This window comes from Massilia sp. LjRoot122, assembly GCF_964252725.1.
In the GTDB taxonomy this organism is placed as follows: domain Bacteria; phylum Pseudomonadota; class Gammaproteobacteria; order Burkholderiales; family Burkholderiaceae_D; genus Telluria.
This window is the reverse complement of the sequence record NZ_CAXUPB020000001.1, coordinates 2,582,731-2,603,226: the sequence shown is the minus strand read 5'-3', so window position 1 is coordinate 2,603,226 and position 20,496 is coordinate 2,582,731. Positions and strand designations below refer to the sequence as shown.

The window sequence follows — 20,496 nt, the reverse complement described above, 5'->3', positions numbered from 1 at the left end:
TGCTTCCTCAGTTGGTGGATGGCCGTCCGAACACCGGCATGCCCTTGTCGTCCCAGCGCAGCGTCTTCACGAAGGTGTGACGGTCCGGATTCCACAGTGGGTCGCCGACGATCTCGGTATAGGTGCGCGCGTGGTAGACCAGCATGACCGTGTCGCCGTCCTCGGCATAGGTGAAGCTGTTGTGGCCGGGACCGTAGATGCCGTGGTCGTAGCAGGTACGGAATACCGGCTCGGGCGACTTGGTCCAGGAGGCCGGGTCGAGCAGGTCGGCATCCTCGTCCGCCCACAGCAGGCCCATGGCGTAGTTCTCGTCGGTGGCGCTGGCCGAGTAGCTGATGAAGATGCGGCCGTTGCGACGCACCACCGAGGGGCCTTCGTTGACCCAGAAGCCGCGCGTCTCCCAGTCGAACTCCGGCTTGCTCAGCATGATCGGCTTGCCCTCGATCTGCCACGGGGTCTTCATCGGGGCGATGTAGAGGTTCGAATTGCCTTCGATCTCGTGGTCTTTCTGCGCCCACAGGTAGTAGAGCTGTCCCTTGTGGGTGAAGGTGGTGGCGTCCAGGCAGAAGCTGTCGATGCCGGTGTCGACCTGGCCCATGAACTCCCACTCGCCTTCGAGCGGATTGGCGTTCTGGTTGCGGATCGCGTACATGCGGTGCTGGAACAGCTTGTACTTGATCTCGCGGCTCGGGGCCGCGGCGAAATAGACGTACCAGGCGCCCTGGTTGAAATGGATTTCCGGCGCCCACACCAGTTCGCAGTAAGGGCCGGTGTCGGGCTTGGTCCACACGTCCACGGTTTCCGCCGTGGCCAGGCCGGCGATGGTGTTGGCGCGGCGCAGTTCGATGCGGTCGTATTGCGGCACCGAAGCCGTGAAGTAGTAATAGCCGTCGGTGTGCTTGTAGATGTAGGGGTCGGCGCGCTGTTCGATCAGGGGCTTGAGGACGGTGTCTATCATGGCTGGTTCTCGTTGGTTCATGGTGTACTCGCTTAGCTGGCCACGTAGCCTGCGGTGCGCATGTCGGCCTTGACGCTGTCGTAGTACTTGTCGCTGATGCGGTACTTGAACATCAACAGGCCCATCAGGAAGTGGAAGAAGCCCGGGATCACCGACAGCATCAGGGCGATGCCCTGCAGCGCCAGCGCCGACTGTTCCTGGTTCGGCTGGTACTGGAAGTAGTCGAGCAGGATGCCGACCATGCCGCCGGCGATCGCCATGCCGGCCTTCTGGCACACCGAGATGCCGCCGAAGGCGAAGCCCGAGACCCGCTTGCCGGTCTTGACCTGGCCGTAGTCGATGGTCTCGGCGATGGCCGACCAGAATACCGGCGCGTGCAGGTCCACCACCAGCGACAGGATGAAGTACAGGACGAAGGCCAGCAGGATGTCGCCCGGCTGCACCAGGAAGTAGATCAGCAGGCTGATGACGGCCACCATGATCTGGGTGTTGCGGAACAGCTTGACCTTGCAATAGAACTTGGTGGTCCAGGTGGACACCACCATCGCCAGGATCGCGGCCGCCACGCCCGTCGACAGGAAGGCAGACACGGTGGCGGTGTCGCCGCCCAGGTAGTACTTGGCGTAATAGATCGCCACCGAACCGCGAATCACATAGCCCACGGTGCCGGTCACGCACACGGCGCACAGGATCAGCCACTGGTCGTTCTGCAGCAGCACGCGCACCTGGTCCATCAGCGGCTGTTTTTCCACTTTGTGGATCACGCGCTCGGTGGTGGTGAAGAAGCACAGCAGGAACAGCAGCACGCCCATCGCGGCCATCACGGCCATCGCGGCCTGGTAGCCGGTGGCCGGGTTGCCGGCATCCCACCAGCTGGCCAGCATCGGCACGATGATGGTCACCATGAAGGCGCCGATCTTGGCGAAGAACAGGCGGTAGCCGTTGGCCGACAGCCGATCCTGGGGGTCGGAGGTCAGGCCGCTGATCAGGGAGATGTAGGGGATGCCGACGCCCGCCGTCATCACGGTCATCAGGATGTAGGTCGAGTAGGCCCAGATCAGCTTCGCGTCATAGGTCCAGTCGGGCGTGGTGAAGACCAGGAACACGCTGAGGCCATAGGGCACGGCCAGCAGCAGCAGCCAGGGCCGGTAGCGCCCCCAGCGCGTCAGGACGCCGTCGGTCACCTGCCCCATCACCAGGTCGGCGACCGCGCCGACCACCTTCACGGCCACGAACAGCATGGCCAGGTCGCTGGTCTTCAGTCCGTAGATGTCGGTATAGAAGAAGGTGATGATCAGCATCATCGACGAGATCACCACGTTGAGCGCCATGTCACCCGCGCCGAAACCCGCTTTTTCGAGGGTGGAGAGTTTTTGAGTGTGTTGTGTGTCCATAATGCCTTCCCATCAGAACGACCCGGGGGCACTGCCGGATACCTCCGTGCAGTGCCCCTGTTTTGCTGCGCTGCTGTCCCGTGCCGGGCTTACATCTTCCAGCGCAAGGCGACCGAGGCCGAACGTCCGACCTGGACCGTACCGAAATTGGTCAACTGCTGGTTACCCGCGTTACCGAAGTGGTAGTACTGTCGCTGCATTTCGTTGGTCAGGTTGATGGCGGCGATATCGACCGACATCCTGTCGTTGACCTTGTAGGAGATTTGCATGTCCACACTCTTCTCCGGATGACGCCAGATACCGATCGGATTTGCGAACAAGGCGGCTTCGTTGGCGGCCAGGAAGCCGGAACGCCAGACATAGGACAGGCGCGCGCTGACCGGGCCCTTTTCGTAAGCCAGGGTGGCGTTGTACGAGCGGTCGGACACCCCGAAGAACGGTGTCTCGAGCTGCGCGATGATCTCGCCGGCACTATTGGCCTCGGGAACGTTCTGCGACGAGCTGAGTCGGGTATAACTACCCTGGAAGCCCAGACCTTCCAGCGGGCCCGGCAGCCACTTCGGGAAGTAGATCAAGCCGAGCTCGACGCCTTTGATCGTGCCGTCGGAAGCGTTGACCGGTGAGTTGATGACGTAGTCATAGCCGTTCGTATGGTCGCCGCCCGAGGTCGAGTTGCGGAACGGGTCCTCCGCCGGATCGACGTGAATCTTGCGACGCAGGGGCACGACCAGGCCGTCGATCTTGCGCTTGAACACCGTGCCGTAGAGTGCGCTGTCTTTCTGGAAATACCACTCCCCCGTCAGATCGAAGTTCGTCGACTGCGTCGGTTTCAGGTCCGGATTGCCACCGGTGCCCGAGCCATAACCCACCCGCGACACGTCGTCACCGAGTTGCAGGACAGGATTCAGGTCACCGAAGTTCGGGCGGCGCAGGGTTTTACCGAAGTTGAAGCGCGTAACGACGTCCTTGGTCGGGTCGTAGGTCAGGGTCAGGCTCGGCAGGAACTTGCTGGTCGACTTGCTGGCGCCAGACGGCGTGACCGCCTTGGTGCTGGCATCGACCTTGTAGAAGGTCATGTCGGTATCGACCTTGGTGTAGCGCACGCCGACATTGGCGCGCAGGCGATTGCCGAACAGCTCGCTTTGGAAATTCCCCATCAGGTAGAGATTGCTCGTCTTTTCCTCGATCTCGAAGGTCTTCTGCAGGCGCAGTTTGTCCGTGGTCAGGAAGTTGCTGTTGACCGAGTTATAGAGCTTGCGCCACTCGTCGACATGGTCGCGGATGTAGTAGGCGTTCGGCTCCACCCACGAGCGCGGAACGTCCGAGATGTCCGTGCCGAAGTTCGAGTTGGTAATGGAATACTGCGGACCCAGCGAGGCAAGGTTGCGGCCCAGGAAGGCCGATTGCGTCCGGTTAGCCTCCGAGGCCTTGCGTACGTCGTGGCGCAGGCCGAATTGGAGGGTCTGCAGCGCACCCCAGTCGGCATCGAAGACGCCCGCCAGCGTGCCCGTCGCGGCGCTGCCCTTGTTGCGGTTGGCGTTATCGTAGAACTCCGCCACATTCCACTTGCTCGGGTCGGCCAGGTCGGCATTATTATTGAAACGGAAGGCCGTATCGCCGCCGGCATTGAAGTCGACGTCGATGGAAGGTGCAACGCGATCAATCCGGGTGGCTGTGAATTGCGTGTCGAATTCGCTGGTCTGGAAGGACAGATCACCGTCCAGCTTCAGGCGGTCGCCGAGATCCCATTTGCCGTTCAGGGCATAGACGTAGGAATCGGTTTTCGACGTGGTGTAGTCGCCGCTGTTGAAGCTGTAGACGTTATTGACTTTGCGGGACTTGATGACGTTCGTTCCCGGGAAGGTCGTAATCGTCCCCGCAGGGTTGCTGCCGAGATCGCCCCACCAGTCGGCGAAGCTGAACAGCAGCTGATTGAAGGCCTTGTCGCGATAACCGTTGTACATCGCCTCGAAGGTGTAGACCGAAGCGCTGTTCGGTTTCCATTGCAAGGCGAGATTGGCGGCAGGACGCTTCCGTTCACCCTGAACGTCGCTCTGGAAAACGGCGTCGCGCGCCAGGTAATAAGGATAGGCCTTGCCGTTGAAATTCAGCGTCGAACCCGCTGCCATCGGCAAGCCGGTACGGGTGCCGGGCGCCCAGATAGCGTTGTCGAAGATGCGCTGCAAAGGCGTGTAACCTGCCGGCACTTCGGCGGCATTGGGGCTGGTGAACGGCACCATGGCACCCGGCGTCACGCTTTCATTACGGTATTTCGTCTGGGTAGCCGCCAGATTGACCAGGGCACCGACTTCGCCGATACCGGTTTCCCAGCGGTTGCTGACCATGGCGCTGAGCTGCGGGTTCCACTTTTTCGCAGGATCCAGATAGGTCTCACGCGCCGTCAGCGACACTTGCGGACCCTTGAAATCGAAGGGTCGCAGCGACTTGACGTCGATTTGGCCTGCAATTCCGGTTTCCAACTGGCTGGCGTCGCGCGTCTTGTACACGTCGATCTGGCGGACCAGGGTCGAGGGGATGTCCTGAAGCGCGACCTGCGTGCCCGACGCGGTAAAGATATTGCGGCCGTTCCAGGTGGTCTGGACGTCGGGCAGACCACGGATGGACAAGGCGCCGACTTCGCCACCGGCGCGGTTGGTGACCTGGATGCCCGTCACGCGCTGCAGCGCTTCGACGACATTGTTATCGGGGAGCTTGCCGATGTCTTCGGCAACGACCGATTCCACGACCTGGTCGCTGATGCGCTTGATCGCCAGGCTCTTGATGAGCGATGCCTTGACGCCCGTGACGACCACGGTCTGCGCTTCACCCGGCTCCGTCTTTTCGGCGGCCGCGACGGGGGCGATTTCCTGGGCGCCGACCGTGGCGCTGCTGATCAGGCCCGCGCCGGCGAGCGCGGCGACCATGGCGTGGAGGGCGAAGGCGTGACGGGTGCTGGCCGTGGCGCGGCCGAATGAGGTGCGTTTCATACGTCTCCTGTGTCGTTTTCGTTATGGCCGCTGTATCGCGGCTTTGCTGTTATTACATGCTCGACATTGATGGTAGGCGTGGAGGTGAGATCATTCCAATCAATTTTTTGGCCATTCCGATATCAATTTGTGTATCGGGAATATTGTACTGCTGCACTGGATTGATGTGAAACGGGTAAAAACAACAAAAAAAGGCCACTGAAACATCAGTGGCCCGCATAAAGTAATTTTTTACTATCAACCGCCGATGTTCCTGAACGGGTCCAGCGCCAAGTCGATAAGGCGCCGCTCGCGCACGACGATCTCCGCCACGGCGGTCATCCCGTAGCGCAGTGGATACCGGGTCTCGCCTACCTGGTAATGGCTCTGTTCCAGCGACACCCTCCCCTCGTACACCGGCAGCTTGGACTGCAGCGAAGGTTTGGTTGCCGGCGAAATGTACTGCAGCGTGCCTCGTATCAGCCCATAGCGCTGGTAGGGAAAGGCATTGAATTTCAGCTGCACCGGCAAGCCCTCGCGCAGGAAGCCCCTGTCGTGCTCGGCGATCTCGATCTTGAGGATCATCTTGGCATTCCTGGGCGCGATGCCGCCCAGCGGCGCATTGGCCTGGATCTTGTCGCCCGGCTGGGTCGAGGTGACGTCGGTGATCACGCCATCCACCGGCGCGACGATGCGCAGGAAGTTTTCCTTGTCGATGTTCTCGAAGCGGATGCGCGCCGCAGCTTCGGCCACCAGGCGCGCGGTCTGCACCTGCAGGCGCAGCTTGTCCTCGGCATTCGCCACTTCCCTGGCCGCCGCTTCCGCCTGCAGCCGGAGCCGCTCCAGGTCCTGGCCGCTGGTTTCCAGTTCCGACCGGGCCTGGGTCGACTCCATGCCCTGCCGTGCCGCCAGTTCGGTGATCCGCGCCTGCGCCACCCGCATGGCGTTCTCCGCCGCCGCCAGCGCGTTCTTCTTGCTTTCGACCTGGAGCTGGGACACCCCGCCGCCGCCGGGCAAGGCGAACAGCCGCTCATATTTTTCGGCTTCCATCCTGGCGGCGTCGCGCGCGCGCCTGGCGTCCTCGAGGTTGGTGCGCGCTTCCTGCTGCTGCGCACCCTGGCCCTGCGCCAGCCGGCTGGTGCCCTCGAGCAGGCGCCGGCGGTGCTGGAGCTCTTCCACTGCGGTCGCTTCCTTCAGCGCGGCGGCATTACGTTCCATCAGCGCCTTCTTTTCGGGGAATTCCTTCCACTCGCGCTCGGCATCGTCGAGCTTCAGGCGCGCCTCCAGGGCGTTGCGGGCCGCCTCGATCGCACCGCGCGCATAGAGCCGGGCCACGACGTCGCCCTGCTTTACCGGCTGCCCCTCGGCGATGTAAATATTGCTTAATTCACCATCGATCGGGGCGTACAGCCGCCGCACATCGGACGCCGGCACCAAGTTCCCGCCCGCCGTCACCAGCACGTCGGCGTGGCCGAAGAAGGACCAGACCAGGGCCGCGACGACCAGCCCGACCATCGCGTACACCAAGGCCTGGGTGAAGCGCCAGGGATCCGCGGTGAGGATCGAGATCCCTTCCGCGCTATGCTCTTCGAGCGCCTCGCTGAGGGGCGTCAGCGAGGGCGGCTTGAGGAAGTCGCGCTTCATTGGCTGCTCCTTGCCAGCGCCAGCTTGCGCACGTCGCTGAGCGCATTGGCATAGGTGTCGCGGAAGGCGGGCACGTGGGCGGACATGGTCTCGAAGCCGCGCTGGTAGGCGTCGTCCCGCTCCTCCCACTGCTGGAGGAAGCCTGCGATGGTGGCGGCGTCCTGGGCGTCGCGGCTGGCTGCCTGGGCGCCGCCCCGGCTGGCCGCGAAGCGTTCCAGCGCGACCATCCAGTCGAGCTGGTCGAGCAGGGGCGCGAGCTCGGGGTTGTGGCGGGTGTACTGGCGCATGGCGGCCACCTCGCTTGCGGCGCGCCCGAACTGGCGCGCCTCGAGCGCGGCGATCCAGGCCGGCAGCCTGGCCTTGAGCAGCGCCTCCGTGCCCAGCGCCCTCAGGCGGCTGTTGTCGGGATCGTCCGCCAGCGCGTCAGCGGCCGTCACGGCCGCCTGCGCGTAGGCGCCCCGCGCCAGCAAGTCCTCGACCTCGCCCTCGGCGCCGCCGAAACGCGGCCATGCCAGTACCAGCAGGACGAGCAGGGCCAGCGCGGCCAAGCCCCACTGGCGCATGCGCCGGACCGCCAGCGTGCCCCGGCCGCCCAGCGCGGCGTACAGCCCCGACAGCATGGCAGCGGAGCGGCCCTGGGGCGGCCCTTCCCCCTTGTCCTGTGGATTCTGCCCGTCGCCATCGCCCAGGGCGGCATCCGGCGTATCGTCGCGGGCCGGATCGACACAGAAGATGTCCAGGAAAGAGTTGGCGGCCGCGACGAAGGTGGTCTTGTCGGCATCCGGCTCTGCCGGAGCCGGCGCTCCACCGACTGCGCCGATCCGTGTCAGGGTCGGGTCGCGTGCGGAGGCATCCCATTGCAGGCCGAGCCGGTAGACGAAATAGCGTCCGCCGAAGGCGAGCAGGTCACCCTCGTGCAGCGCCACGGCATGCTCGTCCAGGCGGACGCCGTTGACGAAGCTGCCGTTGGTGCTGCCCAGGTCTTCGAGCCAGGCCGCGCCGTTCTTGAGGAAGATATGTGCGTGGCGGCGCGACAGGTAGTTCACCTGGGCCGGCTCGCTGTCCTTGTAGCGCGCGAAGCTGTCGTCGGCCTTGCTGACCATGAAGGGGAACTCGCTGACCACGATCGGCTGCAGGCCGGCGCCGCCACCTTCCGGGCTCAGGCTCAGGCTCGCCAGCCTGGCATGTGGAGGCTGGCTCGCGGCGTGTTCCAGGTGTACGCGGTAGGTCAGCGCCTTGCCGATACCGAGCACGTCGCCGCTGTGCAGCGTGGTGATCGCCTGCTTCACCGGCACACCGTTGACGGTGCTGCCGTTCTTGCTGCCCAGCTCGGCGAAATAGACGGCGCCGTGTTCGCAGAAGATGCGCGCGTGGCGGCGCGACAGGTCGGCGGCCAGGCCGGCCGGATAAGCGTCGAAGGGTGCTTCCGTGCGGCCGATCGCAAACAGGTTCTCGTGAATGTGGATGGGCTGCAGTTCAGGGTGCGAAACCGGTTCGAGCACGATCAACAGCCGGCCTGCCGACGCGGGGCGCGGAGGAGCGAGCATCGCGTCGGCGGTCATCACGTGGCACCCGGTTCACTGTTGGGCCGCATTGCGCACCTCCACTGCCGGCCAGCCGCCGCCCAGCGCCTTGTAGAGCGTCACGGTATCGGACAGGATCTGCTGGTGGTTGGCCAGCAGCGCCAGTTGCGAGGCCAGCAGCGTGCGTTCGGCCTCGAACACCTCGAGCTGGGACACCATGCCCTCCTTCAGCTGGGCCTGCACCTGGGCCGCGACGATGCCAAGGCGCTCGGCTTGCTCCTGCAGTTCGACCCGCTGGCGCCGGTGGGCGTCGAGGTTGACCAGGGCGTTCTCCACTTCTTCGAAGGCCGCCATGACCACGCGCCGGTACTCCTGTTCGACCAGCTCGGTGCGCGCCTCGCTGGTTTTCAGGCGCGCCTTGACGCTCGGGTCGAAGATCGGGAAGTTGATGCTCGGGAGCAGGCCGAAGGTAAAGGACTTCAGCAGCGAGCCGAGGGCGAAACTGGAGCTGCCGCCGCGCCCTGTCAGGCTGATCGACGGCAGCTGGGCCAGCTTGGCCTGTCCCACCAGGTCGTAGGCCACCAGTACCCGGTATTCGGCGGCCACGACGTCGGGCCGGCGCTTGAGCAGCTGCGCCGGCAGGCCCTCGGGCACGGTGGGCAGTTGCACCCGTCCCTGCAGCTCGCCGGCGGGCACGGTGAACTCGCCTGCCGGGGTGCCGAGCAGGGTCGCCAGCGCATTGCCGGCCAGCGCACGCAGGCGCCCGAGCTCGATCAGGTCGCGGCTCAGCTGGTTGATCTCGGCGCGCTGCTGCAGCACCCGGGTCTGCGGTACCAGGCCCTGCCCCATCATCGCTTCCAGGCTGGCCAGGATCTCGCGGTTCTTCGCCAGGGTCTGCTGTTGCTGGCGCATCTGCTCGTCGAACTGCAGGATCTGGAAATAGGTCGTCGAAACGTCCGACACCAGGCTCAGGTAGCCGGCGCGCCAGTCGGCCTCGGTGGCATTGAACTCGGCGGTCTGGGCCTCGACGCCCTTGGCCACCTTGCCCCAGACGTCGATTTCCCAGTTGACCTGGGTGCCGAGGTTGAACTGCTTGCTGAACTTCTGCCCGGTGCTCTTTTCGAAACTCGCCCCGGCGCCCGCATCGAGGGTCGGCAAGGCGCCGGCGCGCGCTTCGCCGATTTCGGCGCCGGCCACCCGGATCCGCGCCGCCAGGGCCTTCAGGTCGAAGTTGGCGCCCAGGGCGCGCTCGACCAGCCCGTCCAGGTAGGGGTCGCGGAACTGCTTCCACCAGTCGGGCGCGATCATTTCGCTGGGTGTGACCGGCAAGCCCTTCTGGCTCGACCAGGCGCTCTTGACGGGGCTGTCGGGACGTGCGTAGGGTTTCATGCTGACGTCGGCGCAGGCGCCCAGCAGCGCGAGCGCCATGACGGCCGCGCCGGACCGGGTGTACTGTGGTCTCAGTGTCATGTGCATGCCTCCCCGGTGCCCGCCCTCATGCGCGGGCATGCGTCTCCCAGCTCTTTGAATCGACGAATACATTGAACAAGCTCGCGTCGAGGTGGCCCGCGCGACATTCCTCGGCGATCAGGTCGAGCGCGTGCTCGACCGGTACCGCCTGCTTGTAGGGACGGTCGCGCGCCGTCAGCGCATCGTAGATGTCGCTGATCGTCAGGATCCTGGTCTGCAGGCTGATCTGCCCTCCCCGCAGGCCCATCGGATAGCCCGATCCGTCCAGCTTCTCGTGGTGGCCATGGGCGATCGCCGGCACCCCGGCCAGTTCGCGGGTCCAGGGAATCAGGATCAGGAAGGAATAGGAATCGGCCACGTGGGCTTCGATCTGGCGCCGCTCGTCCGGCGTCAGGCAACCCTTACCGATGTTGAGTGCGGTGAACTCGTCTTCGCTGAGCAGGCGGAATGCCGGATCATCGGTGCCCGGGCAGTCGTGGCAGCGGATCGCGTCGAGCCCGGCCACCGGGCCGGTGGTGGAGATCGATGGTTCGTTGGCGCGCACGATGGTCTCGAGGAAGGCATCGAGCCGTGCGCCCTCCTCCTCCAGTTGCGCTTCGACGCGCTCGCATTCGCGGCGGAAGGCCGTCATGCCGAGCTCACCGGCCAGGTGTTGCTGCGTCAGCGTGCGCCAGGCCTGCCGTTCGAGGCAGGCGCGCGCGTAGCGGAAGCGCTGCTCGAGCAGGCGCATGTCGGCATGGTGCAGCTTCTTCTCCTTGCGCAGCACGTGTTCGCGCACGCCGACCTTGCCGAAATCGTGGAGCAGCGCCGCGTAGCGGATCTCGCGCATCTGGGCCGGGGTGAAGGCGGCCCGGCGCAGCACGGCATCGTCGGCGTGCTCGAGCGCCATGGCGAGGTTCTCGGCGTAGCCGGCGACGCGGAACGAGTGCCCCGCCGTGACCGGGTCGCGCTCTTCGATCGCCTGCACCGAGGCGCACACGAAGCCGTCGAGCAGGCCCTTGATGTCGGAATACAGCTGGAAGTTCTTCAGCGCCACCGCGGTCTCGGCGCAGACGCCGCTGAGGATTTCCAGGTCGGCTTCCTGGAAAGCGTAGGGGTCGGAAGACGTGTCCACCTGGATCAGGCCAAGTACATCGTCACCCAGGATCAGCGGCACGCACATGACGCTGAGGATGGCCTGGGCGACGATCGACTCGTGCCCGGCATAGTTGCGGTCGGCCAGGGTGTCGACCGACAACACCGCGCGCTTGTGCACCAGCACCTGGTCGACGATGGTGTGGGAGATCCGCACCTGCGACGGATCTTCCTCCGCCCCGCCGCGGCGCCGCGCGGCGACCGGGCGCGGCGGGTCCTGCTCGCTGCCGCGCAACATGATGAAGGCGCGCTCGGCCAGCGGAAACAGGTCAAAGATGAAGTTCATGATCTTTTCGATCAGCGTGGCCTGGTCGGTGACCGCGCCCAGGGCGATGCTGACCTGGGCCATCGCGTGCAGGCGGTGCACGGTCTTCTCGAGGTCGCTGCGACCGGCCTTGCTGGTGTCGACCGCAGGCGCGAAGCATGTGGCGTCGACCGAGCGCTTGATCACGGTGGCCGTGCTGCCGCGCTCGGGCAGCATCAGCGAATGGAACAGCAGCTGGGCCGAGGCCAGCGCCAGTTCGTCACCGTCGCGCAGCAGATGCCAGGCGCCGGGCGCGAGTCGCTCGCCGCACACGAAGGTGCCGTTGCGCGAATGGAGGTCTTCGACGAAGTAGTTGGCGCCGCGGCGCCGGATGCGGGCGTGGCGGCGGCTGATCGTCTGTTCCGGGATGCAAATGTATTTATCGGAGGCGAGCGCATCCTGGCGGTCGCGCCCCAGCACCACTTCGTCGTGCAGCGGGAACACCGCCGGCTTGGCCGACTCGGCCCCCATCCACTCGATATAGGCCCGGACCGGATCGATGGAAGCGGGAAATGCGGGCGAAAATGCCGGGTTCGGTTCCATGCTGGGTGTCCCTCGGGTGCACGGCTCACCTGACCGTGATCGTGATCCGCTTCGAGGTCACGGGCGGCACATGGGGGACGTGCTTGTCATCGCCCATGAGGAGCTGCAGCGTGTGTTTCCCGGGCGGCAGTTCGAGCATGGTCTCGGTCTCGCCGGCGCCGAAATGCAGGTGGTTGCGGTCGGACGGGATCACCTGTCCGGCGGGCGGCAGGCCGGTGTCGATCAGCAGGTGGTGGTGGCCGGTGTTCTTGAACACCACGCCCTTCGGCGCCACGCCCATGTTGCGCAGCCCGAACCACACGCGGAAGGGCTTGCCTGCCGCGACCACTGCGCCATCCGAGGGCCAGCCGATGTAGCAGTAGGCATTGGCGGGCGCTTCGGTGGGAACGGCCACCCCACTTGTTAGCGCAAGCAGCAGGGCGAGTGAGGCGAACTGTGTGCGCATGGTGTTCTCCGTTCAGCGCAGCGTTGGGATACTCAGCGGACCGTGATGGTGATTTTCTTCGAAACGACAGGCGGCTTGTGCGGCACGTGGTCCAGGTCCCCCAGCAGCAGTTGCAAGGTATGCTTGCCGGGCGGGAGTTCGATGCGGGCTTCGGTTTCGCCCGCCCCGAAATGCAGGTGGTTGCGGTCGTTCGGAATCGCCTCGGTCATCGACGGCAACTCGGTATCGACCAGGAGGTGATGGTGGCCGGTGTTGGCGACCGCGGTGCCCTTGGGCGCGACGCCCATGTTGCGCAGCCCCATCCGCACCCAGAACTTGCCGCCGGCAATCACTGCGCCCTCATGCGGCCAGATGAAATAAACCTGTGCGTTGGTGGGATTGGCGGCGGGGTTGGCGGCGGTCGATGGTACCGGCGTTGGCGGCTTCGGCGCCTGCGTCGTGGCGGGCTCGGCCGCAGTCTGGGGCGCCGTACCGGCGCTTGCCGCAGGAGTTTGCAACACTGCCACCAACAGAACAGCAAGGACCGTGGTATGGCGCATAATGGACACTCCTGGCGAGGTCGTACGGATGCGTGTGCCGAGGCCTTAAATCTGTCACACTCTCGGTCAGATCGCAAGTCAATTCCTATCAAACGCTGAATAAACGAGGAGCCGCTCATGTGGCACAAGCTCTTGATGGTTGGCGTACTGGCGAGCTCTGCCGGCGCGTGCTGCGCCCAGGCCCAAACCCGCATGCCCGACATGCAACTGGCGGGCGTTGTTCCGCGCAACAGTGCGGAACAGTTCGAACTGGCGTTCTGGGAATCGATCAAGGACAGCACCCACGTCAGCGATTACGAGGCTTACCTGAAGGCCTATCCGAAGGGCCGCTTCGCGGCGCTCGCGCAGGCCAGGATCGCCCGCCTGCGCGCCGCAGCCCCAGGCGCGGTCGCGGCACCTCCCAGGGTGAAGGAAGCGCCCGCGCGGCCGGCGCCCACGACGGCGACGGCCGCCGCACCCGCCGCCGTGCCGGCCCGGACAGCCCCGGCGAAAGCCGGCGCCGAGATCAAGGATTGCCCGGCCTGCCCGCTGCTGGTCTCGCTGCCAGCAGGCTCGTTCACCATGGGGAACAATGCCAGCGATCCCAGCGAGACGCCGGCGCACCCGGTCACGATCGGCGCACCCTTTGCGATCGGCAAGACCGAAGTCACCGTGCAACAATGGAACGCCTGTGTGACGGCGCGCGCCTGCCCGGCGGTCGCGCAGCCCGCCGGCACCACCGCCACCGCGCCGGTGCGCGACGTCAGCTGGGACGACGCGCAGCAGTACGTGAAATGGCTGGCCACGGCCAGCGGCAAGCCCTACCGCCTGCCCACCGAAGCGGAATGGGAATTCGCGGCACGGGGCGGCACCGCGACGGCCTATTGGTGGGGCGCACAGATGCAGACCGGGAAGGCCAACTGCAAGGAATGCGGCCAGCCCTGGTCCGACGCCGCACCGGCCAGCGTGGGAAGCTATCCCGCCAACCCCTACGGACTGCATGACACCAGCGGCAGCGTCTGGGAATGGGTCAGCGACTGCTGGCACAACAACTACAAGGACGCGCCCGCCGACGGCCGCGCATGGGACGGGCCTAACTGCAGGGTCCGGGTGATCCGCGGCGGCTCCTGGCGTGAAGGCAGCGCCTATATGGTCACGTCCACACGGTTCAAGTATGACGCCAGCGTGCGCCAGTTGCAGAACGGCTTCCGGGTGGCACGCAGTCTCAGGTAAGGCCGGCCGCTGTCCTCAGCGCCTGCGCGCCGTGGTGGTGATCGGCAGGAATTCGACCGCGATCCGGCCGCGACCGGCCTTGGCATCGATCTGCTCCAGCCGTTTCGCCAGCTCGGCGAGATAGACGGCAGCCGGCTCGGACACGGGGCGCGGAGCGTCGAACAGCGGCACCGGCGTGGTGACCAGCACCACGAACTCGGAACCGAAGGGCTTGCCGATCCCCCATTCGCCCATGCTGCCGATGGTCGCCGTATAGTTCGGCGGCGCCCGGTTGTCGCGTGCGCGCGGGTTGGGCAGCAAATGGGTCACGTTGCCGTCGAGCGAATACGAATCGACGTTGACATAGGATTCGCTGGCCGCCGTCGTCACGTCGACCATCAGCGAGTCGCCTTCGGTCAGCACCGGATTGGCGGCAGCGGCGGCGGCAGCGCCCGCGCCCGCAAGGCGCAGCGCGGCGCCGCCGCCCGACTGGCGGTGCGCGACCCAGTACGGCGCCAGGGCCGACATCACCCGGCAGTTGGCGGGATCGACCTGGCGCACGTCGAGCTTCACCGTCGACACGCCCGGGATCGCCATCAGGGTTTTCTCGACACCGGCCGTGCCTTCCGCCTTCGACACGAAACCGCGCACCTCCACCGTCCCGCCCTGTACGCCGGCGACCAGCGCCGAACAGGGAATCGGCGCCATCGCAACTGCCATGGCGGCTGCCGTCGGTGGCGCCATGGGCGCGGGAGGCGCGGGCGCCGGCTCAGTCACGCTTGCGGCTGGAGTGCTTGGCGCCTGTGCAGTGGTTTCCATGGCAGCATCCGGCGCGCCGGTCCCGGCAACAACGGGCTCCCGTCCCAGGTACCACCAGCCGGCCACCGCCAGCGCGCCGACCGCGAGGGCACCAGCTGCCGAGGCCGCCACGAGGCCGTAGCGCGCGCCCAGGCCGCTCGCGCCGAACTCGGCGAGGAAGCGCGCCACCGTGGGCGTGCGCGCTTCGCGCTCCAGCGCCAGCCCGCACTTGAGCGCCTGCCATTGTGCGCGTCCCAGCGTGGGCGGGCGCTGCGGCTTCATGCCGGCGCCGCGCGCCTGGGCCGACGACATGCGGTTGAACGGATGGTGCCCGGTCAGCAACTCGTAGGTGATGCAGGCCAGCGCATAGATGTCGTCGCGCGGATCGGGTTCGCGCCGCTCCAGCATCTCGGGACTGGCATAGGCCGGCGTCAGGGCGCCGAGACTGCCCGGGTCGAACACAGTGACGTCGACATCTTCCTCGGTCTTCTGGAACACGCGCGCGATCCCGAAATCGATCACCTTGACGACGCCCGCGTCGGTCAGGAACACATTGCCGGGCTTGAAGTCGCAATGGACGAAACCGCGTCCGTGCGCGTAGGACAGCGCATTGGCCATGCCGGTCACGATCGGCAGCACATCCGCATAGGACAAGCCGGCGAATCCCGGTGCGCGCAGCACCTGGCTCAGGGGTTTGCCCTGCAGGTATTCCATGGTGAGATACACCATCGGTCCGTCGCGGTCGAAATCGTAGACCGCGACGATATTCGGATGCGCCAGCGCCTGCGCCTTCCTGGCTTCGCGCTGCAGGGCGATCAGGGATTTCGGATGGCCGCGGAACTGGACGTTCAGCACCTTGATGGCGATATAGGGCTTGCGGTCGGATGCCTCGAGCTTGCGCAGGTCGAGCGCCTTGTAGACAGTGCCCATGCCGCCGAAGCCGATGCATTCTTCCAGCACGAAGCGGCCGTTCAGGGTTTCGCCGACGCCTTTCATGCGCTCCGCGTCGGCGCCGAAGGACTCGTCATCAAGGGGAGGTCCCGGCGGTGGCGGCACCGAAGCCGGCGGCGCCGAGGCCGCGGCGTGCGCACCGGGCCTGGTCTGGACGAAGGTGTCGTCTCCGCCCAGGCGCTGGCGCTCCGCGATCAGGCGCCCGATGCGTTGCTGCACTTCCCGGTAGACCTCGCCCGGCAAGGGCTTGCGCGCATGCTCTTCGCTCAGCAGCTCGAGCAGCCGGCCGGCGCTCTCGGGCGCGCTCTCGAGCACTTGGTCGAGCTGTGCAAAGAACGCGGGATGCCGCAAGGCGCCGCTTTGCAACTGATGGATCGCGTGCGCGAAACTTTCCATGATGGGGTTGTTTAAATCAAGGGCGCCATACTTGAGACTAGCATGAAGCGGCGGATTCTCAAGCCTTTGCGCCTACAAAATCTGGTCATCCTGAACACTGTGTCCGCCCAGGACCAACAGGTCTTCGACACCTGTTGGGGAAGTCCGTTCATCCAGCTACCCGCCAGTGCGCCGCGTGCGCCGGCGAGAGCGCCGCCGCGAGCTGCCAAGTCCTTTCAATTCAATGACTTATACCTCCAAACCGGCGTGCCCGCGGGACCTGGCACGGCTCCTGCTACATGTCTATCGAGCGCAAACCAAACTGCCTCACACCAAACCAACCTACACCTTCAGGAGAATCACCATGAAAACCTTGACCATCACCGACCTGGCCCGCACCGAACAACTGGACTCCAGCGCCATGGCTGCAGTCCGCGGCGGCTTCAAGTTCGCGTCCCCGCACTACTCGCTGGGCGACGTCAGCTATGCCCCCACTTTCGACTCGTCGATCAATGCGAGCCAGAACCTGGGCCAGATGCAGGAGGTGCTCACCGCGACCGCCAACGGCTCGGCTTTCGTGGAAGGCGTGCATGTCTCGAGCAATGTCTCGCAGCACGGCGAAAACAAGATCGTCCGCAACTGATTCATCCAGACACCATTCACTCATCTAAAGGATCACTACCATGAAAACCCTGACCATCACCGACCTGGCCCGTACCGAACAACTCGACCGCAGCGCCATGGCGGAAGTCCGCGGCGGCTGGAGCATGTACTCGCCGTCCTACTACGTCGGCGACGTGAGCTACGCCCCGAGCAGCGATTCGTCGATCAACGCGGCCCAGAACCTGCTCCAGCAGCAGAGTGTCGTGACCGCGACGGCCAACGGCTCGGCCTTCGTCGGCGGCGTGCATGTGAACAGCCATGTCTCGCAGGACGGCCAGAACAAGATCATCGGTTGATCGTGTTTGCATGCCCTGCCAAACTGACTAAACTATTTAGGACCACGCATATGTCTACCCTGACCATCAAGGACCTGGCCTGCACCGAACAACTGGACCGCCAGGCAATGTCGGCAGTCCACGGCGGCTTCGCCTTCGGCAAGGACGTCAACGTCAATGTCAACGTGAACCAGCAGATCGGGCAATTCCAGCAGATCGGCATCAACGTCCTCAACAACAACGGCGTGATCGGCGCCGGCTTCGTTGGACCGGACATCGATGTGGCCGCCGCACTCTGGGCGGAGAACAAGGTGGCGCTCTGAGCAGACCGGCCCGCAGTTCCACCCCTCCATCCCAGAAATGGGATGGAGTCCGTAAACATTTCAAGGAGAGACCATGGCTACCATCGTCATCAAGGATTTACCGGAAAGTACCGAGCTCGATCGCCAGGCGATGTTCGCCATCGCCGGCGGATCGCGCCAGCGCAGCGGCGGCGTGGGCCGTCTCGCTGTTCCCCGTACGGGCACGCGGCGGCTGCACCTGTTCGACCTCGCGCCCGGCGCCGCCGCAGGGACGGCGGCCAGGCAAGCCGCCAGGCCGCCATCGCGCTGAGAAGCGCGCTGCGTGCCAGGCCGTTCAGTGAAAACTGAACGGCTTTTTTTTCGTCCATTGGGTCCATCGTCCATGCTGTATTGCGAGGGTGTTGGGCCGGAACCGCCACCATCCCCACAAGCTGTTGCCTCCGTCCCGACGCTTTGCGCCCGATCGCGCCCGGATCCCTCATTTCCCCGGGCAGCGCCCCTTGTCTTCGCGCTGGCACGCCTCGTGCTGTATGGAGAGCGTGGGCAAACAAACGTCCCGCGACCTTTTCGAAACCAGCCATTCAAGGAGAAACATCATGAACGCTCATAAGCACATGGAAGCCATCTTCGTCGTCACCCTCGCCGTGCTCGGCGCCGGCAAGTTCGCACTCGACAGCGTGCCGCAGGCACAGGCGAGGCCGGCAGCGACGGGGGCGCTGTTGGAACGCAATATTGCGACGGGAAGCACCGCGGCCGTCGTCATCGTGCGCGCACCCCGACTGCCGCGTCATGGGTGAATGCAAGCGGACGGGCGCGCCCAAGGCGCGGCCGTCCGCATAGCCTGTCCAGGACTAATCCACGCAAGCGCATCACCTCCTCTCTCTTCCTCCGAATTCCTTCCGGCCCCAGACCTCAAGCGCAACGGCGACCAGCATGGCGCCAGTCTGTCTCCTTATCTCCCCCGCAACTTCGCTTTCTACAGCACCAGGCTGCCTGACCGCGCTTGCGTTGTGGCGGCTGCATTGCGCAAGCTCTCCTGTTCTTTCAGGGCTGCATGCCTGCCCGCGGCACCCGCTCGGATCGTCGCGAGCGGGCTGATTCGGCCTGACTGGACTACCTGTTGCATGGCGCCGAACAGGTTCTGAAATGTGTTGGTTATTCACCGCCATCCACCCAAGCGCGGCGCATTGGCAATCGGGCTACGGATTCCGCGAGCCAAACCAAAACCCCCATAAGAATCAATGTGTTAGCCAGCCACAGCATGATTCTCGAAGACCTGGCACGGCTCCTGCTACATGTCTATCGAGCGCAAACCAAACTGCCTCACACCAAACCAACCTACACCTTCAGGAGAATCTCCATGAAAACCTTGACCATCACCGACCTGGCCCGCACCGAACAACTGGACTCCAGCGCCATGGCTGCAGTCCGCGGCGGCTTCAAGTTCGCGTCCCCGCACTACTCGCTGGGCGACGTCAGCTATGCCCCGACTTTCGACTCGTCGATCAATGCGACCCAGAACCTGGGCCAGATGCAGGAGGTGCTCACCGCTACCGCCAACGGCTCGGCTTTCGTGGAAGGCGTGCATGTCTCGAGCAATGTCTCGCAGCACGGCGAAAACAAGATCGTCCGCAACTGATTCATCCAGACACCATTCACTCATCTAAAGGATCACTACCATGAAAACCCTGACCATCACCGACCTGGCCCGTACCGAACAACTCGACCGCAGCGCCATGGCGGAAGTCCGCGGCGGCTGGAGCATGTACTCGCCGTCCTACTACGTCGGCGACGTGAGCTACGCCCCGAGCAGCGATTCGTCGATCAACGCGGTCCAGAACCTGCTCCAGCAGCAGAGCGTCGTGACCGCGACGGCCAACGGCTCGGCCTTCGTTGGCGGCGTGCACGTGAACAGCCATGTCTCGCAGGACGGCCAGAACAAGATCATCGGCTGAAGACTGCCTTGCGCGGCGGACGGGTCCGCCGCGCGTCGCCCCTAGCATCAGGAGAAACATCATGTCATCCATCGTCATCCAGGACCTCGCCCGCAGCGCCGCGCTCGACAACCAGGCCATGTTGGCCGTGCGGGGCGGCCACGCCTTCGGCAAGGACGTCAACGTCAATGTCAACGTCAACCAGCAGATCGCCCAGTTCCAGCAGATCGGCGTCAATGTCCTCAACAACAATGGCGTAATCGGCGCCGGTTTCAGGGCCCCGGATGTCGACGTGGCCGCCGCGCTGTGGGCCAACAACCGCGCAGCCTTCTAAGCGCCGTCCCCAAAACCTTACTTTCAGGAGAACCGCCATGAAAACCTTGACCATCACCGACCTCGCCCGCAGCGAACAACTCGACCGCCCGACCATGGCCGCGCTGCGCGGCGGCTGGAAACTGGCGTCGCCTTCCTATACGCTGGGCGACGTGAGCTTCGCCGGGTCCACTGACTCCTCGATCAACGCCACGCAGAACCTGGGGCAGATGCAGGAAGTCCTGAGCGCCACCGCCAACGGCTCGGCCTTCGTCGACTGCACCAGCGTCTCCAGCAGCGTGTCGCAGGACGGCAACAACAAGATCGTCCGGCGCTGAACGCGTGGTTCGTCGAAATATCGCTGCCGATTCGTCCAAGCCGGTGCCACCTTGGCGCATTTGTCCTACACTGGGAATACCGGGTCCGGTTCTCCCAGTGTAGTCCTCCCCTTTTTTGTACGGAGACGCATCATGGCCAGTATCAGCATCAACGACCTGCCAGCGAGCACGGCGCTGGACCGCAAGGCGATGTCGGCCATCCGCGGTGCCGGCGCGCCCTGGGTGTTCGGCTGGATCCGGCCCTTCGTCGGCGGATCCCCGAACCAGCTCCCGGTCATTAACTTCTACCAGATCAATAATTTCGCCGACCAGATGATCAACCAGTTCCAGACGGTCTCGGTGAACAATTCCGGCGCCAACGCCACGCTGAACGTGACGGTGGATGAAAGCAGCGTCAACAATGCGCCGCTCCCACTCCAGAAGGGCTAACCAACCAG

21 protein-coding genes are annotated in these 20,496 nt (G+C 64.9%); 11 read left to right on the top strand and 10 right to left on the bottom strand.

Features of this window, described 5'->3' with window-relative positions; translation table 11 throughout:
• Positions 1–7: 7 nt before the first annotated feature.
• The 9 genes from ACSQ25_RS11370 to ACSQ25_RS11330 form a co-directional block, all read right to left on the bottom strand.
• Positions 8–958, bottom strand: coding sequence for a glycoside hydrolase family 43 protein (locus tag ACSQ25_RS11370; protein ID WP_436105795.1), 951 nt, complete (start codon positions 956–958; stop codon positions 8–10).
• A gap of 32 nt (positions 959–990) precedes the next feature.
• Positions 991–2,352: an MFS transporter gene (locus ACSQ25_RS11365; RefSeq protein ID WP_436105794.1), complete on the bottom strand. Its 1,362-nt coding sequence runs from the start codon at positions 2,350–2,352 to the stop codon at positions 991–993.
• A gap of 89 nt (positions 2,353–2,441) precedes the next feature.
• Positions 2,442–5,339 carry a TonB-dependent receptor gene (locus tag ACSQ25_RS11360; RefSeq protein ID WP_436105793.1) on the bottom strand — a complete coding sequence of 966 codons (2,898 nt, stop codon included), beginning with the start codon at positions 5,337–5,339 and terminating at the stop codon, positions 2,442–2,444.
• Between the two features lie 237 nt (positions 5,340–5,576).
• Positions 5,577–6,962, bottom strand: coding sequence for an HlyD family efflux transporter periplasmic adaptor subunit (locus tag ACSQ25_RS11355; RefSeq protein ID WP_436105792.1), 1,386 nt, complete (start codon positions 6,960–6,962; stop codon positions 5,577–5,579).
• The gene (locus ACSQ25_RS11350; protein WP_436108058.1) at positions 6,959–8,524 is read right to left on the bottom strand and encodes an FHA domain-containing protein; all 1,566 of its coding nucleotides are present in this window, start codon (positions 8,522–8,524) and stop codon (positions 6,959–6,961) included. Before ACSQ25_RS11350 ends, ACSQ25_RS11355 begins: the two co-directional genes overlap by 4 nt.
• A 15-nt stretch (positions 8,525–8,539) precedes the next feature.
• Positions 8,540–9,955, bottom strand: coding sequence for an efflux transporter outer membrane subunit (locus tag ACSQ25_RS11345; protein ID WP_436105791.1), 1,416 nt, complete (start codon positions 9,953–9,955; stop codon positions 8,540–8,542).
• Positions 9,956–9,980: 25 nt separating this feature from the next.
• Positions 9,981–11,936, bottom strand: coding sequence for an HD domain-containing phosphohydrolase (locus ACSQ25_RS11340; protein ID WP_436105790.1), 1,956 nt, complete (start codon positions 11,934–11,936; stop codon positions 9,981–9,983).
• A 25-nt stretch (positions 11,937–11,961) separates the two neighbouring features.
• Positions 11,962–12,381: a DUF4399 domain-containing protein gene (locus ACSQ25_RS11335; RefSeq protein WP_436105789.1), complete on the bottom strand. Its 420-nt coding sequence runs from the start codon at positions 12,379–12,381 to the stop codon at positions 11,962–11,964.
• 32 nt (positions 12,382–12,413) lie between these two features.
• Positions 12,414–12,923: a DUF4399 domain-containing protein gene (locus ACSQ25_RS11330; RefSeq protein WP_436108057.1), complete on the bottom strand. Its 510-nt coding sequence runs from the start codon at positions 12,921–12,923 to the stop codon at positions 12,414–12,416.
• Positions 12,924–13,037: 114 nt separating this feature from the next.
• On the opposite strand from ACSQ25_RS11330, the gene ACSQ25_RS11325 reads away from it, so the two are divergent.
• Complete coding sequence (locus tag ACSQ25_RS11325) at positions 13,038–14,132, top strand: formylglycine-generating enzyme family protein (RefSeq protein WP_436105788.1); 1,095 nt, start codon at positions 13,038–13,040, stop codon at positions 14,130–14,132.
• A 15-nt stretch (positions 14,133–14,147) separates the two neighbouring features.
• On the opposite strand, the gene ACSQ25_RS11320 is transcribed toward ACSQ25_RS11325, so the two are convergent.
• A complete protein-coding gene (locus ACSQ25_RS11320; protein WP_436105787.1) occupies positions 14,148–16,256 on the bottom strand; it encodes a protein kinase domain-containing protein in 2,109 nt (702 codons plus the stop codon).
• A gap of 343 nt (positions 16,257–16,599) precedes the next feature.
• On the opposite strand from ACSQ25_RS11320, the gene ACSQ25_RS11315 reads away from it, so the two are divergent.
• The 10 genes from ACSQ25_RS11315 to ACSQ25_RS11270 all read left to right on the top strand — a co-directional run bounded on the left by ACSQ25_RS11315 (position 16,600) and on the right by ACSQ25_RS11270 (position 20,488).
• Positions 16,600–16,878, top strand: coding sequence for a hypothetical protein (locus ACSQ25_RS11315; protein WP_436105786.1), 279 nt, complete (start codon positions 16,600–16,602; stop codon positions 16,876–16,878).
• A gap of 40 nt (positions 16,879–16,918) precedes the next feature.
• Complete coding sequence (locus ACSQ25_RS11310; protein ID WP_436105785.1) at positions 16,919–17,194, top strand: hypothetical protein; 276 nt, start codon at positions 16,919–16,921, stop codon at positions 17,192–17,194.
• A 50-nt stretch (positions 17,195–17,244) separates the two neighbouring features.
• Positions 17,245–17,496, top strand: a complete 252-nt coding sequence (locus ACSQ25_RS11305; RefSeq protein ID WP_436105784.1) for a hypothetical protein — start codon at positions 17,245–17,247, stop codon at positions 17,494–17,496.
• Positions 17,497–17,569: 73 nt separating this feature from the next.
• Entirely contained in the window at positions 17,570–17,785 is a 216-nt protein-coding gene (locus ACSQ25_RS11300; protein WP_436105783.1) for a hypothetical protein, read from the top strand.
• Between the two features lie 286 nt (positions 17,786–18,071).
• Positions 18,072–18,272: a hypothetical protein gene (locus ACSQ25_RS11295; protein ID WP_436105782.1), complete on the top strand. Its 201-nt coding sequence runs from the start codon at positions 18,072–18,074 to the stop codon at positions 18,270–18,272.
• Between the two features lie 563 nt (positions 18,273–18,835).
• Positions 18,836–19,114, top strand: a complete 279-nt coding sequence (locus ACSQ25_RS11290; RefSeq protein ID WP_436105781.1) for a hypothetical protein — start codon at positions 18,836–18,838, stop codon at positions 19,112–19,114.
• 40 nt (positions 19,115–19,154) lie between these two features.
• The gene (locus tag ACSQ25_RS11285) at positions 19,155–19,430 is read left to right on the top strand and encodes a hypothetical protein (RefSeq protein WP_436105780.1); all 276 of its coding nucleotides are present in this window, start codon (positions 19,155–19,157) and stop codon (positions 19,428–19,430) included.
• Between the two features lie 61 nt (positions 19,431–19,491).
• Entirely contained in the window at positions 19,492–19,743 is a 252-nt protein-coding gene (locus ACSQ25_RS11280; protein ID WP_436105779.1) for a hypothetical protein, read from the top strand.
• Between the two features lie 37 nt (positions 19,744–19,780).
• Positions 19,781–20,059, top strand: a complete 279-nt coding sequence (locus tag ACSQ25_RS11275; protein WP_436105778.1) for a hypothetical protein — start codon at positions 19,781–19,783, stop codon at positions 20,057–20,059.
• A 132-nt stretch (positions 20,060–20,191) separates the two neighbouring features.
• Positions 20,192–20,488 carry a hypothetical protein gene (locus ACSQ25_RS11270; RefSeq protein WP_436105777.1) on the top strand — a complete coding sequence of 99 codons (297 nt, stop codon included), beginning with the start codon at positions 20,192–20,194 and terminating at the stop codon, positions 20,486–20,488.
• The last annotated feature ends 8 nt before the right edge of the window (positions 20,489–20,496 follow it).